This is a genomic window from Cryobacterium sp. PH31-O1 (assembly GCF_030063455.1).
Classification (GTDB): Bacteria; Actinomycetota; Actinomycetes; order Actinomycetales; family Microbacteriaceae; genus Cryobacterium.
Map to the genome: position 1 here is coordinate 186,159 of NZ_JASITB010000004.1, position 15,452 is coordinate 201,610.

14 protein-coding genes and 1 tRNA gene are annotated in these 15,452 nt (G+C 62.9%); 7 read left to right on the forward strand and 8 right to left on the reverse strand.

The genetic code is table 11. The features are described 5' to 3' along the window. Positions 1-276 precede the first annotated feature (276 nt). A complete protein-coding gene (locus QMK31_RS10115) occupies positions 277-1,704 on the forward strand; it encodes a cryptochrome/photolyase family protein (protein ID WP_283500822.1) in 1,428 nt (475 codons plus the stop codon). Here QMK31_RS10115 and QMK31_RS10120 read toward each other — a convergent pair. The 3 genes from QMK31_RS10120 to aceB form a co-directional block, all read right to left on the reverse strand. After that, the gene (locus tag QMK31_RS10120) at positions 1,701-2,204 is read right to left on the reverse strand and encodes a signal peptidase I (protein ID WP_283500823.1); all 504 of its coding nucleotides are present in this window, start codon (positions 2,202-2,204) and stop codon (positions 1,701-1,703) included. The genes QMK31_RS10115 and QMK31_RS10120 overlap by 4 nt on opposite strands. Positions 2,205-2,289: 85 nt before the next feature. Beyond that, positions 2,290-2,970, reverse strand: coding sequence for a hypothetical protein (locus QMK31_RS10125; protein ID WP_283500824.1), 681 nt, complete (start codon positions 2,968-2,970; stop codon positions 2,290-2,292). 246 nt (positions 2,971-3,216) lie between these two features. After that, positions 3,217-4,890, reverse strand: a complete 1,674-nt coding sequence (gene aceB / locus QMK31_RS10130) for a malate synthase A (protein ID WP_283500825.1) — start codon at positions 4,888-4,890, stop codon at positions 3,217-3,219. Positions 4,891-5,154: 264 nt separating this feature from the next. Between aceB and QMK31_RS10135 the strand changes: the two genes are divergently transcribed. From QMK31_RS10135 to QMK31_RS10155, 5 genes are all read left to right on the forward strand, one after another. Continuing rightward, positions 5,155-6,636, forward strand: coding sequence for a helix-turn-helix transcriptional regulator (locus QMK31_RS10135; protein ID WP_283500826.1), 1,482 nt, complete (start codon positions 5,155-5,157; stop codon positions 6,634-6,636). A gap of 226 nt (positions 6,637-6,862) precedes the next feature. Then, positions 6,863-7,822, forward strand: coding sequence for an ATP-binding cassette domain-containing protein (locus tag QMK31_RS10140; protein ID WP_283500827.1), 960 nt, complete (start codon positions 6,863-6,865; stop codon positions 7,820-7,822). A gap of 9 nt (positions 7,823-7,831) precedes the next feature. After that, entirely contained in the window at positions 7,832-8,608 is a 777-nt protein-coding gene (locus QMK31_RS10145; protein ID WP_283500828.1) for a FadR/GntR family transcriptional regulator, read from the forward strand. Continuing rightward, entirely contained in the window at positions 8,583-9,305 is a 723-nt protein-coding gene (locus tag QMK31_RS10150) for a cache domain-containing protein (protein ID WP_283500829.1), read from the forward strand. The genes QMK31_RS10145 and QMK31_RS10150 overlap by 26 nt, the downstream gene beginning before the upstream one ends. Before the next feature lie 83 nt (positions 9,306-9,388). After that, entirely contained in the window at positions 9,389-10,756 is a 1,368-nt protein-coding gene (locus QMK31_RS10155; RefSeq protein WP_283500830.1) for an NAD-dependent succinate-semialdehyde dehydrogenase, read from the forward strand. 239 nt (positions 10,757-10,995) lie between these two features. On the opposite strand, the gene rplA is transcribed toward QMK31_RS10155, so the two are convergent. From rplA to QMK31_RS10180, 5 genes are all read right to left on the reverse strand, one after another. Further along, positions 10,996-11,685 (reverse strand): 50S ribosomal protein L1, encoded by a 690-nt coding sequence (gene rplA / locus QMK31_RS10160; protein WP_283500831.1) that lies wholly within the window; start codon positions 11,683-11,685, stop codon positions 10,996-10,998. A gap of 105 nt (positions 11,686-11,790) precedes the next feature. Beyond that, positions 11,791-12,222: a 50S ribosomal protein L11 gene (gene rplK, locus QMK31_RS10165; RefSeq protein ID WP_283500832.1), complete on the reverse strand. Its 432-nt coding sequence runs from the start codon at positions 12,220-12,222 to the stop codon at positions 11,791-11,793. A gap of 133 nt (positions 12,223-12,355) precedes the next feature. Continuing rightward, positions 12,356-13,327, reverse strand: a complete 972-nt coding sequence (nusG, locus tag QMK31_RS10170) for a transcription termination/antitermination protein NusG (RefSeq protein WP_283500833.1) — start codon at positions 13,325-13,327, stop codon at positions 12,356-12,358. 101 nt (positions 13,328-13,428) lie between these two features. Further along, positions 13,429-13,701: a preprotein translocase subunit SecE gene (gene secE / locus QMK31_RS10175; RefSeq protein ID WP_092106331.1), complete on the reverse strand. Its 273-nt coding sequence runs from the start codon at positions 13,699-13,701 to the stop codon at positions 13,429-13,431. Positions 13,702-13,741: 40 nt separating this feature from the next. Then, positions 13,742-13,814: transfer RNA gene (locus tag QMK31_RS10180), tRNA-Trp, on the reverse strand. 297 nt (positions 13,815-14,111) lie between these two features. Here QMK31_RS10180 and QMK31_RS10185 point away from each other — a divergent pair. Beyond that, entirely contained in the window at positions 14,112-15,314 is a 1,203-nt protein-coding gene (locus tag QMK31_RS10185; RefSeq protein ID WP_283500834.1) for a pyridoxal phosphate-dependent aminotransferase, read from the forward strand. The last annotated feature ends 138 nt before the right edge of the window (positions 15,315-15,452 follow it).

Below are 15,452 nucleotides of genomic sequence, written 5' to 3' on the forward strand. Positions count from 1 at the left end.
GGGTGAGTAATTCACAGACTAGGTGGGACAGACAGATTTGTCTGTCCCACAAAAATCCCCAGAATGGGGTTTGGGGAAATGTCCCATTGACCACCGACTTGGTGGACAAATACAAAAAAATCTGTACTTAACCGTACAAAATATGAGTTTTTCGACTAAATACGCACTTACCCTCACTCGTTCAAAAATTCCGGCGACATCCGAGACAGACCGTTCTACCTCCGAATTGGTGTGGACCGTGGTGTGGTCCAGACTGGAGTTCCACAAGGAGACAGCATGACTCTGAGTTCCACCGACAGTGCCGCCGACAGTTCAACCGAGCACACCGGGCCGGTCATCGTATGGTTTCGCGACGACCTGCGGATTGCCGACCACCCGGCCCTGCAGGCTGCCCTCACGCTCGGGCAGCCGATCGTGGCTGTCTACGTGCTCGACGAGGTGTCCCCTGACGTGCGCCCGCTCGGCGGCGCGGCTCGCTGGTGGCTACACCAGAGCCTCCGCTCCCTCGCCGAGTCCCTGGATGGTCTCGGCGCACGGCTGACCCTGCGCCGCGGTGCGGCTGGCCCGATCATCGCGTCGATCGCGCAGAAAACGGATGCCTGCGCCGTACTCTGGAACCGCCGCTACGGTCTGGCCGAGCGCACGGTCGACGCCGCGATCAAGAGTGACCTGCGTGATGGCGGGGTCGATGCGCGCAGCTTCGCCGGTTCGCTCCTATTCGAACCGTGGACGATTCAGACTGGACAGGGCGGCTCTTACTCCGTGTTCACCCCGTTCTGGCGGGCCTGCACCGCCGGTCCGCCGCCACGCGCCCCCCATCCTGCGCCGGCAACCGTCCCGGGCTGGGCGGGTGCGTTGGCCTCCGATGATCTGGATTCCTGGGGCCTCGAGCCCTCGAGTCCGGACTGGGCGGGCGGACTGCGCGCCGCGTGGTTGCCGGGTGAGGCATCCGCTCACGCGTTGCTTGAGACATTTTTGACCGAGTCATTGCCTCGCTATGGCAGCGAACGCGATCAGCCGGCTCAGAACGCGACCTCACGCCTTTCGCCGCACCTGCGCTGGGGCGAGATCAGTCCCTACCAGGTCTGGTCGGCGACGCAGCAAGCTCAGCGCGGCCTCACCGGAACGGCCCTCGCCAGCGCGACCCGGTTTCTCACCGAAATCGGTTGGCGGGAATTTGCCTACCACGTGCTCTTCAACGCCCCCGAGCTCGCCACCAAGAACCTGCGCCCCGCCTTCGACGCTTTCCCCTGGCCGCCACTCGACCGGGCAGCCCTGGCCGCCTGGCAGCAGGGTCGCACCGGCTTCCCCCTTGTCGACGCCGGCATGCGCGAACTCTGGCGCACCGGAAGTATGCACAATCGGGTACGCATGGTTACTGCATCATTCCTGATCAAGAATATGTTGGTCGACTGGCGCGAGGGCGAACAGTGGTTTTGGGACACCCTGGTCGACGCCGATGCCGCGAGCAACCCGTTCGGCTGGCAGTGGGTCGCCGGCTCAGGGGCGGATGCTGCCCCCTACTTCCGCATCTTCAATCCCGACCTGCAGGCCGCAAAGTTCGATCCACATCAGGAGTACATCCGCGCGAACGTGCCCGAATACGGCACGGAGGCCTACCCGGCACCCCTCGTCGACCTCGGCGAAACGCGTCGGGCAGCCCTGGCCGCCTACGACGCTGTCAAAGCCCAAACAGCGAGCTAGGCAACCTGGACGGCTGCGATACCCGGGGATTCCGCGTTCGGATTGCGTACGGGCTTCTGCTCGGAGGCCCCAAGGTACCAGATGCTCAGGACGCACATGATGAGCGAACCGAGGGCGAGCGGGTTCTGCAGGTAGATCACGAGATAGCCCAGGTATGGCACGAAGGCGGTCACGCCGCCGATGACATCGGCTTGGGGCACCGTGAACGGGTCGACCGTGTCATTCGCGTCGCCCTGCGTAGTAAGGGTGGCATCGTCGTTGACGGCCACGAGTCGATGGGTGGTGCGATCGCCATCTCGCCGAAAAGTGATGACCTGCCCAACCTCATACCGGTCGGCCGCGACGATGACGACGCTCGCCGGCAGGATGGTGGGCGACATCGACCCGGTGCGCACGACGTACGCCCGATACGGCAGGGCGCCCGTCGCAACCAGGGCCACCGGAGTGAGCACGGCGGCCAGAACGAGCAACAAAACCACGGTGCCTCTAAATCTCTTCACGGTGCGCCTCTCAGCTCGGAACGGAAAAGGAGGATGGCCCGGACGTCGCTACCCGACAGCGACGCCCGAGCCACGTGCTCAAGCCTTACTGGCCCGGCGCCTGGCCGACCTGCGTGGCCACGATCTGGTACGGCAAGCCGTTTCCCTTTATCGTCGGGTTCGGTACCTGAACCGTCTTCACCGGGTAGGAGTTCCAGACTCCGCCGCCCAGCTCCGACTGGCCGGACATCTTGGCCGCATAGCCGAAGCTGAACGAGACCGAGCCGACAGCGGTCGGCGCCAGGTTCGATGCCAGCTTGATCATCTTCGGAACGGGCCAGCATCCGGTCGGCGCAAGGGTGCCGCAGCTCAAGTGCGCGGTGTCATCCTGATCATCGCTGAGATTCGCGGAGTCAAAGAGGGCCGTACCGTTGGCAGCCACGTGGAACTCGCCGTAGGTTCCGAGGTCATTCAAAGCGTGCAGGGCGTCCTTGTCGTTGAACACAACCCAAACATCCTGAGCGTTCAGACCCGTATTGACGTAGCGCGACGAGACAGTCTGGGTCGTTCCGGGCAGCAGGTTGGTGAAGCCCAGGTTGAGAGAATCCGTACCGGTTCCGTCAGCGCCGGCGATCTTGATCGAGCCGATGGTTCCGCTCACTGCACCCTGGGCGGTATCGCTGAAGTACGCGCCGGTCGGCCCCAATGCCGCGAATGCCATGGTCAGCGCCACTGCGATGCCCCCGGCCCCAATGATGGCTTTCTTTCGGTTTAACATAAGTTTCACGTCAGTCTCATCTCAATTAGTCAGTTTAGAAGTGAGATGATGAATATCTTTCATCATCTATATTCAAAACATTAGAGATGACACAAACTCATGTATGCCCCCCATTGGGCGGCATAGTCCCCCCAAATTGGGGGATGGAACGCTGGTTGGTCGGGCAACAAAAAAACGGGCAAACAGTCGCGCTCACCCCTGTGATGATGCCGGAGTGAGCGCGACTGTTTGCCCGCTTTCGCGAACGCCGGACAGTTAGAAAAAGCGGGCGTACGCTCCGACCGTAAGGAAGGTCGGGAACTCGGGCTCGAGAGCCGACGTGCGCAGCACGGTGAGGGCGTCATCGAAGCGGTCGGTGGGCGTGCGCTCAAGGCCGTCCACAATCTCGTCGAGTACCTCTTCGACCCAGTCGGAGTCGATTCGGCGGCCCTCGGCAGTGACCGAGTTCTCGTGGATCCACTGCCACAGCTGCGAGCGGGAGATCTCCGCGGTCGCGGCATCTTCCATCAGGTTGTCGATGGCCGCAGCGCCAACGCCGCGCAGCCAGGACTCGATGTACCGCAACGAGATGAGCACGTTGCCGCGCACGCCGGCCTCGGTGATCTGGCCGCCGACCGAAGCGATGTCGAGCAGTTGGGCGGCCGTCACTGTCACCTCGGGGCGGGTGCGCTCGACCTGGTTCGGCCGGTCGCCGAGTACCGTGTCGAACTCGGCCTGCGCGGTCGGAATGAGGTCGGGGTGGGCAACCCAGGAACCGTCGAAGCCGTCGGTGGCCTCACGCTTTTTGTCGGCCGCAACCTGCGCGAGAGCCTGCTCGGTCACGGCGGGGTCGCGACGGTTCGGAATGAAGGCACTCATGCCGCCGATGGCGAAGGCACCGCGCTTGTGACAGGTTGCAACGAGCAGTTCGGTGTAGGCCCGCATGAACGGCACTGTCATGGTGATCTGCTTGCGGTCCGGAAAGACGAAGCGACTGCCACGGGCACGGAACGTCTTGATGATGCTGAAGATGTAGTCCCAGCGTCCGGCGTTCAGGCCGGCGCAGTGGTCGCGCAGTTCGTAGAGAATTTCTTCCATCTCGAAGCCGGCCTGGATCGTCTCGATCAGCACCGTTGCGCGAACCGTGCCGTACTCGATGCCGAGACGCTCTTCGGAGTAGGTGAAGATGTCGTTCCAGAGACGCGCTTCCTTGTGGCTTTCCAGCTTGGCCAGGTAGAAGTACGGGCCGGTCCCGTTCTCGATGAGCTTCTTGGCATTATGAAAGAAGTACAGGCCGAAGTCGATGAGGCTGCCCGAGGCCTTCATGCGGCGGTTCGCGCGGTCAACGAAGGTGATGTGCTTTTCCACGAGGTGCCACCCACGCGGACGCATCACGATGGTCGGCGTCGACTCGTTCGTGATCTCGTACTTCTTGCCTTCGGGGCTCGTGAAGCTGAGCTGTCCACGCACCTGGTCGAACAGGGTCAGCTGGCCCTCGATCACGTTGGTCCAGGTTGGGCTGGTCGCGTCTTCCTGGTCGGCCAGCCACACCTTGGCGCTCGAGTTGAGCGCGTTGATGGCCATCTTGCGGTCGGTCGGGCCGGTGATCTCTACGCGACGGTCCTCGAGGCCGGGGCCAGCTCCGGCTACGCTCCACGTCGGGTCTTGGCGGATGCTGGCGGTTTCGCTCAGAAACCTCGGGTCGCGACCGTTCGCGGCATCCACTCGCGTCTGCAGGCGGGCAGCGAGCAGGTCGTGCCGGGTGCCGGCGAAACGCTCGTGCAGTTCGGCGAGAAACTCGAGGGCGTCGGGGGTGAGGATCTCGTCATACCGATCGCCCAGCGGGCCGGTGACCTCAAGGTGCGGGCGAATGGTGGCGAAGCTGTCGGTGTTCGTCTTCACGGTTTCGGAGTTGACCGCCTGATCGAGGGTCGGGTTCGGGGTGTTCATGGTCTGGCTCCTTGCGAAAGTAGGTGATACCGACAGGGGACGAGCCGCAGCTGCGCGGTTCGCCCGATCTCAGGCGGAGGGGGATGTGCTGTTCTGTTTCGGTCGAGTCACGACCGCGAGGGTATTGCGGTCGTGATTCAAAAGTCGTTGCTTGCCTGTGCTTCTACTCTGCCCCGTCCATACCCAACGAAACCACCAATCGCCAACAGAAGAAATCATTTTCTTCTGATTGTAGAAACTTTTCGATTGTGTGACACTGGGCCTATGGTCCCCACAGAAGCCCTCTCCGCGCTGTCCTCCCTCAGCCTCGATGAACCCGAGCTCGACGCCCTCACCCTGGGCCGTCGCATCCGAGAACTGCGTACGAGTCGGCGGATGACGCTGGATGCCCTCGCCGCCGCGATCGATCGAGCGCCCTCGCAGGTGTCAATGATGGAAAACGGCAAACGCGAACCGCGCCTCTCGATGTTGCGCACGATCGCCCTGGCCCTCGGCACCACCGTCGAGGAACTGATGCGAACGGATGCGCCCTCCGAGCGCGCCGCTCTGGAAATCTCCGTTGAGCGCGCCCAGCGCGGGCCGGTGTTCCAGGCTCTTGGGCTGCCCCGCATTCGGGTGAGCAAGGGTCAGAGTGATGAAACCCTGCAGACCATCCTGAGCCTGCACAATGAAATCGACCGGCTTAACCGGGAACGCGCAGCGACCCCGGAAGAGGCCCGTCGCGCCAACTCAGCCCTGCGCCAGATCATGCGCCAGAAAGACAACTACTTTCCCGAGCTGGAGGCGCAGGCTCTTGAGCTGCTCACCGCGGTCGGTCACTCCGGCGGTCCGGTGTCCCAGCAGCTCGTCGCCGATATGGCCACCCACCTGGGTTTTTCACTGCACTACGTCAACGATCTGCCGCACTCTACCCGGTCGGTCACCGACAAACTCAACGGGCGCATCTACCTGCCGACCGAGAGGTCCGCATCGCGGGACTCGCGCTCGCCGATCGTGCAGGCCTTCGCGAGCCACCTCTGCGCCCACGAAGAGCCGAAAAATTATGCCGAATTTCTGCGCCAGCGGGTCGAGACCAACTATCTCACCGCCGCGATTCTCGTTCCAGAGCGGGACGCGGTGCGCATGCTAGCCGAGGCCAAAACCCTGCGGCGCATCTCAATGGAAGATCTGCGGGATGCCTTCGCGGTCTCCTATGAGACGGCCGCGCACCGCTTCACCAACCTCGCCACGGCCCGGCTGGACATTCCGGTGCACTTCATGAAGGTACACGAGTCCGGCACGATCATTAAGGCCTACGAAAACGACAACGTGCGTTTTCCCAGCGACGCTCTCGGTGCCGTGGAGGGCACTACGGTCTGTCGCAGCTGGACCGCCCGCACCGTGTTCGACGTCGAAGACCGTTTCAGCGCTTGGTACCAGTACACGGACATGCCGTCCGGTAGCTTCTGGTGCACGTCCCGCATCGAGAAGGCCAAGGAGGGCGAGTACTCCGTGAGTGTGGGCGTGCCGTTCGCGCACGTGAAGTGGTTCAGGGGCCGGGAGACCCCGAACCGTGCAGTGTCACTCTGCCCCGACGATTCCTGCTGCCGCCGCGCGCCCGACAACCTCGCCGGCCGCTGGGCCGGGCAGTCCTGGCCGGCTGCGCGAACCCCGACGAGCCTGCTCGCCGCCCTGCCCACCGGCACTTTTCCCGGCGTCGACCAGACCGAGGTGTACGAGTTCCTGGAGGCCCACTCGCCGCACTGATCCGCTCGGGAGGTACCACCCGGTGAGGCCGCCTGGCAGTACCCAGACATCACTTTTTTCAAAAGAAACAAACCGGTACGTTGTTGGCAATACTCTTCGGTAGAATTAATGTGACGTTACAGTGCTCCAAACTGGTGCATTTTTGCGCTACCACGCACCAGAGATTGTCGGTCGGGCTTATCCACGCATCGCCGCTCGTCTCGACCAAATGAAATGCGAGCCGACCATGTGTGACGCTCGCGGTGTGTTCCGTCGCCTCAATCGCGTCGTGCGCGCCGGCATCCCCTCGGCGGCAGCCGCCATGATCGAGCCTCCCGAGCGAATTGCCTCGCCGATTCCGGCCGAGACGACCGCACCAATGCCCTCAAATTGGTTTCGCTCCGCGGCACTGCTCGATGTACGGGGCCTCGAGATTGGGGCGACAGCCCACGCGAATGCACCCCGGCTGGTCAACGGCGTCTCGCTCTCCATCACCAGCGGAGAGGTCGTCGGGCTGGTCGGAGACGACTCCTCCGGAGCCCTGCAGGTCGCCCAGTCCATCGCCGGTGTGCTGCCCAGGCCGGCCACCATCCGTTCCGGGTCAATCCTGTTCAACGGCGAGGAACTGGTCGGACTGCCCGCCCGATCACGCTACCCGCGGCGCGACCCAAGAATTGCGTATGTCTCGCGCGATCCGCGCGCCGGCCTTGACCCGGCTGCGACGGTCGGAACTCAGCTGGCGGCACCACTGCGTTCGACGCTCGGACTCTCTAAACCGGCCGCCTACGAACGTTCGATTGAGCTGTTGCACCAGGCCGGAGTCGAACGTCCCGAGCATGCGTTCACCTCGTTTTCCCGCGATCTACCGCCGACGATGGCGTTGCGCGTGCAGATTGCCGGTGCCCTCGCCGGCAATCCGAACCTTGTTGTGGCCGACGACCCGTCAGACACTCTGACCGCATCGGACAGTTCCGAGATTTTTGAGCTGCTGGAACAGTTGCAGCACAAACGCACGCTGACCATGATCATCGTGACCCGCTCGATGCGAGTGGCAGCGCGCATCTGCCATCGGGTTGCCGTGGTGCGCACCGGTGGAATTGTGGAATACGCCTCCGTCGCCGACCTCTTTGACTTCCCCAAGCATCCGTACACCCGCGAGCTGCTGTACGCGGCCGAGGAGGATTGGCCGGGTAGCCGAGCCTTGTAGATTAGGCGCATGGACGTACACAAGCGCCCGGGCGCCCGCGAAGCAATCTTCGCCCAGCTCAACGACACCGGGCGCGCCGAACAAGTGGCCCAGCGGCTGACCGACGCCATCATTTTGGGCGTGCTGTCCCCGCGCGAACGTTTGCCCAGCGAGCCGCAGCTCGCCCGTCACTTCGGTGTCGCCTTGATCACCGTTCGTGAGGGTCTCGTGATTTTACGAGACACCGGTCTGATCGAGACCCGACGCGGCCGCGAAGGCGGCAGTTTCGTGAGCGCCGTCAATACCCCCCACCAGGCCCTGCTTGAGAACCGGCTGCACAAACTTGCCCAGGTTGAACTGTCGGACATCGCGGTCTATTTCAGTGTGATCGTGGAGGGCTGCGCCACCCGCGCCGCCCGGTACACCTCCCCGGTCGATGCTGAACGCCTCGCCGAGTGGCTGCACCAGGCTAATTTCACGACGACCGCCTCCGCCCGGTCGAACGCCGGTGGCTTTTTTCTGGAGTTGGCCGTGCTGACCCAATCGGCCCGTCTGGTGCGGGAGCAGATTCGGGTGCAGGCGGAGTTCGGCTCTCTTCTCTTTCTTGGCTTGGCCGATGCGGCACTGCGCGAACGGGTCGCCGGCGGCTTTCGCGCTGTCGTCCCCGCGCTCAGCGCCGGCGACGACGCTCTCGCCCGCGGTTTGGTCGGCGACCAGGTGGAGGCACTGGGCCAGTGGCTGCTCTCGGCGAAGATCCGGGTCGAGCGAGGGGGGAATCTTGATGGCGAAGCACTCGACAACGGCTGAACAGTGTGCTGGAGCAGTCAGCACCCTCTTCGACTCGGTGTTTCACGATCTCGAGTCGTGGCGAGACGAGATCGCGCTGATCGGGCCGAAGACGCGCTCGGCCGACCTCGACGCTCTCGTTCAGACTCTCGTCGTACCCTCGCTCACCCGACACAACCCCACCCTGCTCGGCGCCGGTTTCATCGCGGCACCGGAATTCGTGCGCGGTCGCGATGTTCATTTCTCCTGGTGGATTGGCCCTCTCGAGTCGAACCCGCTGCTCGGCATCACCACGGTTCCTACGCGCCTCGATCTCGGCGCCCGGATCTACACCGAGTATCTCCGCGACGTGCGCAAACTGGAGTGGTATTCAATCCCCGAGTCGACCCAGCAGCGCCACGTCACCGGACCCTACGTCGATCACTTGTGCACCTGCGATTACCTCTTTACCGTCACGATTCCGGTGCGGGTCGATGAGCAAATGGTCGGAGTCGTAGGGGCGGATATCTCGGTACGACGCCTCGAGACCGCGCTGCTTCCCCTGTTCCTGGGAGCCGACCGACCACTCGCCCTGGTCAACATTGTTGACCGGGTGGTGATCTCCACGGAGCCGACCGTTCAAGTCGGTCAGCTCGCCCCGCATTCCGGAACCACTGTGGCTTGCTCTGACCTACCGTTTCGTGTTCTTGTCGCGCCGGCGCTGGCCCCTCGTGTTTAATCATCCGTTGCTATATCTTTGAAAAACCAGAGTTTGCATTGGCGCCCGTTTTCGGTGTGCCAGACCAGTGAAGGAGAAAGCCTATGAGCAGTTACGCAGTCATCAACCCGGCCACCGGGGAGACAATCAAGACCTACGACACGATCCGGGATGCCGAACTCACCACCGCGATTGTCGCCGCCGATGAAGCCCATCGCACCTGGTCGCGCAGTGTCACCGTCGAAGAACGTGCAGCGCGCGTGCGCCGCGTGGCCGAACTGCACACCGAGCGTCGCCAAGAGCTTGCCGAGATCATCGTGCGCGAAATGGGTAAACCTCTTGAGCAGGCCCTCGGCGAGGTCGATTTTAGCGCCGACATCTACGCCTACTACGCCGACAATGCGACTGACCTGTTGAAGGACGAAGCCATTTCCCTGCTCGCGGGCGAGGGTTCGGCGCTCATCCGCCGCAGCTCGCTCGGCGTACTGCTCGGCATCATGCCGTGGAACTTCCCCTACTACCAGGTTGCCCGTTTCGCTGGGCCGAACCTGATTGTTGGCAACACCATCCTGCTCAAGCACGCCGAGCAGTGCCCCGAATCGGCCGCCGCGATCGCTCAGATCATGCTCGACGCTGGCTTGCCAGTGGGCGCCTACACAAACCTCTACGCTTCGCACGAACAAATCTCCACGATCATCGCCGATAAGCGCGTTCAGGGAGTCTCACTGACCGGTTCGGAGCGCGCGGGAGCTGCAATTGCCGAGATCGCCGGTCGCAACTTGAAGAAAGTCGTGCTGGAGCTCGGCGGCTCAGACCCGTTCATCCTGCTTTCCACCGACGACCTCGACGCAACCGTCGCCGCCGCCGTCGCCGCCCGAATCGACAACAATGGTCAGGCCTGCAACGCCGCCAAGCGGTTCATCGTCATCGACGAGCTGTACCAGCCGTTCCTCGACAAGTTCACGGCGGCGATAGCTGCCGTTGAGCTGGGCGACCCTACCCAGGAGGGAACCGACCTCGGCCCGCTCTCGTCTGCGAAGGCCACCGAAACGCTCACCGATCAGGTTGCGCGCGCTGTGGCTCAGGGCGCAACCCTCGTCACCGGAGGCACATCTGAAGGCAACTTCTACGCCGGAACGGTGCTTGCCGACGTCAAACCCGGCTCCGACGCCTTTCACGAGGAGTTCTTTGGCCCCGTCGCCCAGGTATTCAGCGTCGCCGACGAGGCTGCCGCAGTTGCCCTGGCCAACGACACCCCCTTCGGTCTTGGTTCCTATGTATTCACTACCGACGAGGCACAGGCCCTGCGTGTGGCCGACAGCATTGAGGCGGGCATGGTCTTCATCAACCTCGTCGGTGCCGACGGCGCAGAGCTGCCCTTTGGCGGCGTCAAACGGTCCGGCTCGGGTCGCGAGCTCGGTCGGTTCGGCTCTGACGAGTTCGTCAACAAAAAGATGATCCGCATCGGCTAGCGTCATGTTTGTCGACCAATGAGCCTGTCGGGTCCCGTCGTCTTCGGGGGCAGCGGGGCGCACTACCCGTTCATCGCCCGACCGGACTGCAAATCGCCAGCACCGGAGGTTGAAGCCACCGAACTAGCGGTGCTGCTTCGGGCTCACCCCAATCACTAGACTGGGACATTAAAAAAGCAGGGCCCGTCCAAAGACGGGCCCTGCTTGCTGTGCTGTTCGTGCAAACGCTCAGCAGATGCTTAAATGCTGTTCACATCGAGCTGGATGCCAGGACCGAAGGTAGTCGAGACGACACCCTTCGTGATGTACCGACCCTTGGAGGAGCTCGGCTTGAGACGGTTGATCTCCTCGAGGGCTGCGGAGATGTTCTCGTTCAGCTGGTCCACGGAGAAAGACGCCTTACCAACGACAAAGTGCACGTTGGCGTGCTTGTCGACGCGGAACTCAATCTTTCCGCCCTTGATGTCGGACACAGCCTTGGCCACGTCGGGCGTCACGGTTCCGGTCTTCGGGTTGGGCATGAGGCCACGCGGGCCGAGCACCTTTCCGAGACGACCAACCTTGCCCATGAGCTCGGGCGTCGAGACGGCAGAGTCGAACGAGGTGTAACCAGCGGCCACCTTCTCGATGAGCTCGTCGCCACCAACTTCGTCGGCACCGGCTGCGATAGCGGCTTCGGCGGCAGGACCGGTTGCGAAGACGATAACGCGGGCGGTGCGACCGGTTCCGTGCGGGAGGATGACGGTTCCACGAACCATCTGGTCGGCCTTGCGGGGGTCGACTCCGAGGCGGAGGGCGACCTCAACCGTGGAGTTGAACTTCGCGGAGCCGGTCTCCTTGGCCAGGGCTACGGCCTCGGCCGGGGTGAAGACGTTATCTTCGCCGATTTTCGCGGCGGAGGCGCGGTACGCCTTTGACTTGGTTGCCATGTGAATCTCCTGTATGTACTTCAGAGTGTGGTGCGAACCTGGCAGGGCTCTTCCACTAATTGCTAAGAGTGCTTCGGCGCTTGATGGCGCCGATGCGAGGGGTGGTTAGGCCTCGACCGTAACGCCCATGGAACGGGCGGTTCCGGCGATGATCTTTGCGGCGGCGTCGATGTCGTTGGCGTTGAGGTCAACCATCTTCATTTCGGCGATTTCGCGAACCTGAGCCTGGCTGAGCTTGGCGACCTTCACCGTGTGCGGGGTTCCGCTGCCCTTGGCAACGCCGGCCGCCTTCTTGATGAGCTCCGCTGCGGGCGGGGTCTTCAGGATGAACGTGAATGTGCGGTCGTCATAGACGGTGATTTCAACGGGGATGACGTTGCCACGCTGGGCTTCGGTCGCCGCGTTGTAAGCCTTGCAGAACTCCATGATGTTAACGCCGTGCTGGCCCAGTGCCGGCCCGATGGGCGGTGCGGGGTTGGCTGCGCCGGCCTTGATCTGAAGTTTGATCAGACCTGTAACCTTCTTCTTCGGTGCCATTGTTTTGTCCTTCGTATTGATGTGCGAGCAGCCTGAGGCCGCTCTCCCGGTGGCCCGGATGGGCCCCGGTGGTTAGGGAAACCAGAGTGGATGACCCTGCGGGCATCCGTCGTGCTGTGGGCGGTGCGTCTGGTTAAAGCTTGGTGACCTGGTCGAAGCTGAGCTCGACCGGGGTTTCGCGCTCGAACAGGGAGACGAGCACGATGAGCTTGCCGCTCTCCGGCTTGATCTCGCTGATCGAACCGGGCAGACCCGCGAACGAGCCCTCCTTGATCGTGATGGTCTCGCCGATTTCATAGTCGACCTCGGCCGCGATAACGCGCTGCGCCGACTTTCCGGGAGCTCCGCCGGCCTTGGTCGGTGCCTCGACAATCTCGACGAGGCCCTTGAGCATGCCAAAGGCCTCTTCGAAGCGCAGCGGAGTGGGGTTGTGAGCGTTGCCGACGAACCCGGTGACACCGGGGGTGTGGCGAACAACCGACCAGCTGTCTTCGTCGAGGTCCATGCGCACGAGCACGTAGCCCGGAATGCGTACGCGAGTGACCATCTTGCGCTGGCCGTTCTTGATCTCGACAACATCTTCCATGGGAACTTCGCACTGGTAGATGAAGTCTTCCATCGCCATGGACTGCTTGCGGTTCTCAATGTTCGACTTCACGCGACGCTCGAAACCGGCGTACGAGTGAATGACGTACCACTTGCCCGGCAGAAAGCGCAGCTCCTTGCGGAACGCTTCGTAGGGGTCGATCTCTTCGTCGGACGTGTCAGCATCCGCTTCACCGGCGGCCTCGGCGGTGACGAGCTCGTCTTCGTCTTCGACGGCTTCGACGGACGCGTCGGCTTCTTCTGCCGAATCGATGTCGAGGGCGTCGTCGACGATGGCGTCAGCTTCGGGATCGGAGGACTCAGCGAGAGCGTCGAGCGCGGCGTCGAGGTTGACCTCAACGTCGCCGTTTTCGTCGATAACATGCAGAGCCACCTGCTCGGCGGCCTCTACGGAATCTTCGTCGGCGGCCAGGGTACTGCCTTCCTGCGCCTCGTCTTCCTCGGAGGACTGCTCGGCGGCAGTGGCCCAGTCGACATCGTCGTGCTTGGTCTCAGTCACTAAAATCTCAATCCCTAATTTTTCTACCTGTGCAAGTTGTCTGGGCACGTATTCATGCCGGTGATGCAGGCGTTCCGCCAAGCGGATGCCGGTGGTGCGCTCTAGCCCGGCGTTCCGAACACATAGAGAACTGCGAGGCCGAAGACCCAGTCGAAAGCCGACACGATGCCCATCATGATGATCACAAACACGAGCACGACACCGGTGTAACTCAGCAGCTCCTTGCGAGTCGGTGTGACGACCTTGCGCAGTTCCGCGAAAACCTGCTTGATGAACAGGTTCAACCGAGCGAAAGGACCGCGATTGGACTCGCGGGCAATTCGTGCGTTCGCGACGACTTCCTCACTAGGTTCGTCGACAACTTTTCGGGCCACCTGTTACACCTCTCATGGTCGGCAGACATCTACCGATGTGCAGGGCGGACAGGACTCGAACCTGCAACCTGCGGTTTTGGAGACCGCTGCTCTACCAATTGAGCCACCACCCTATGGAAGCAAACCCGTCACGCCATTCACGCTCTCGCCCAGGTGGCAACACTTGGAAAAAGGCGCAAAAAAGCATGGCAGAATTCAACTACCTTGAACCAGTCTAGGTCACGGACCGGCCACTGTAAAGCTGAGACGACCTGGTACCGGATGCCCAGCCCGCGTTGCCTCACTTTTTAGTTTGACACAGGATCGTTGGTGGGTTTGGCACAGCATCGTCGACAGGCTGACGCGACATCTCCGTCGACTTCTATTTCGGCCACTACCGCGTGCGCGCATCGGGTAGCTAAGCTCGACCTGTGGCTCACGAACTCAAGCGAATCTCTACTCGGATCGGCTCTATTGCTGAGTCGGCGACCCTCAAGGTCGACGGCAAGGCCAAGGCGCTTCAGGCTTCCGGGCGGCCGGTGATCAGCTTCGCGGCTGGGGAACCCGATTTTCAGACGCCCGAACACATCGTGGAGGCTGCGCTGGCCGCGGTGCGCGATCCGAAAAACTATCGCTATACCCCTGCGGCCGGTCTGCCAGAACTGCGCGAGGCCATCGTCGCCAAGACGCTGCGCGACAGCGGGCTCGCGGTGTCGCCGAGCCAGGTCGTCGTCACCAACGGCGGCAAGCAGGCCGTCTATCAGGCCTTCGCAACTCTGCTCGATCCCGGCGACGAGGTGATTGTGCCGACCCCGTACTGGACCACCTACCCCGAGGCCATTCGCCTCGCCGGCGGCGTACAGGTGGATGTCTTCGCCGGCAGCGACCAGGGCTATCTCGTGACCGTCGAGCAGCTTGAGGCCGCACGCACACCCCGCAGCAAGGTGCTTCTGTTCGTCTCACCGTCCAACCCCACCGGCGCCGTCTACTCGCCGGAGCAGACCCGGGCCATCGGCCAGTGGGCCGAAGACAACGGGCTGTGGGTCATCTCCGACGAGATCTACCAGAACCTCACCTACGACGGCGTCAAGGCCGTCTCGATCGTCGAGGCCGTTCCGGCTCTCGCCGATCGCACCATCCTGGTCAACGGCGTAGCGAAGACCTACGCCATGACCGGCTGGCGCCTCGGCTGGATGGTCGGCCCCGCCGACGCCATCAAAGCGGCGGCCAACCTGCAGTCACACCTCTCGTCGAACGTGTCGAACATCTCCCAGCGTGCCGGAATCGCCGCGCTGAATGGCCCGCAGGATGCTGCCGAGGCCATGCGGGGGGCCTTCGACCGACGACGAAAGATCATCGTCGGCGAGCTGAACAAGATCCCGGGTGTCGTGACACCCACTCCGCAGGGGGCCTTCTACGTGTATCCCGACGTGACCGGCCTGCTCGGTCGCTCCTGGGACACAGTCACACCGACAACCTCGCTCGAGCTGGCGGACTTCATCCTCGATCGGGCCGAAGTCGCCGCAGTTCCCGGCGAGGCGTTCGGTCCGAGCGGGTTCCTGCGCTTGTCGTATGCACTCGGCGACGAGGCCCTGCTCGAGGGCGTGCAGCGGCTGCAGCGCCTGTTCGCCTAGCTCGTCCCGCCGAGAGTCCCTTTTTTTACCGAAAGTCCCCGGCCAATCGGGGACTCTCGGCAAAAAAGGGGCACGTCGGCGCCGTTGCGGGCGGATACCCATTTCAGTCGGCCAACCGCTGGTGCGCGCGGCACCGCG

Excerpts from the sequence above, each read along its gene's own strand:
- rplK (WP_283500832.1), bottom strand. The coding sequence starts at position 12,222 with ATGGCACCGAAGAAGAAGGTTACAGGTCTGATCAAACTTCAGATCAAG.
- rplA (WP_283500831.1), bottom strand. The coding sequence starts at position 11,685 with ATGGCAACCAAGTCAAAGGCGTACCGCGCCTCCGCCGCGAAAATCGGC.
- QMK31_RS10115 (WP_283500822.1), top strand. The coding sequence starts at position 277 with ATGACTCTGAGTTCCACCGACAGTGCCGCCGACAGTTCAACCGAGCAC.
- QMK31_RS10140 (WP_283500827.1), top strand. The coding sequence starts at position 6,863 with ATGTGTGACGCTCGCGGTGTGTTCCGTCGCCTCAATCGCGTCGTGCGC.
- QMK31_RS10145 (WP_283500828.1), top strand. The coding sequence starts at position 7,832 with ATGGACGTACACAAGCGCCCGGGCGCCCGCGAAGCAATCTTCGCCCAG.
- aceB (WP_283500825.1), bottom strand. The coding sequence starts at position 4,890 with ATGAACACCCCGAACCCGACCCTCGATCAGGCGGTCAACTCCGAAACC.
- QMK31_RS10155 (WP_283500830.1), top strand. The coding sequence starts at position 9,389 with ATGAGCAGTTACGCAGTCATCAACCCGGCCACCGGGGAGACAATCAAG.
- QMK31_RS10150 (WP_283500829.1), top strand. The coding sequence starts at position 8,583 with ATGGCGAAGCACTCGACAACGGCTGAACAGTGTGCTGGAGCAGTCAGC.
- QMK31_RS10135 (WP_283500826.1), top strand. The coding sequence starts at position 5,155 with ATGGTCCCCACAGAAGCCCTCTCCGCGCTGTCCTCCCTCAGCCTCGAT.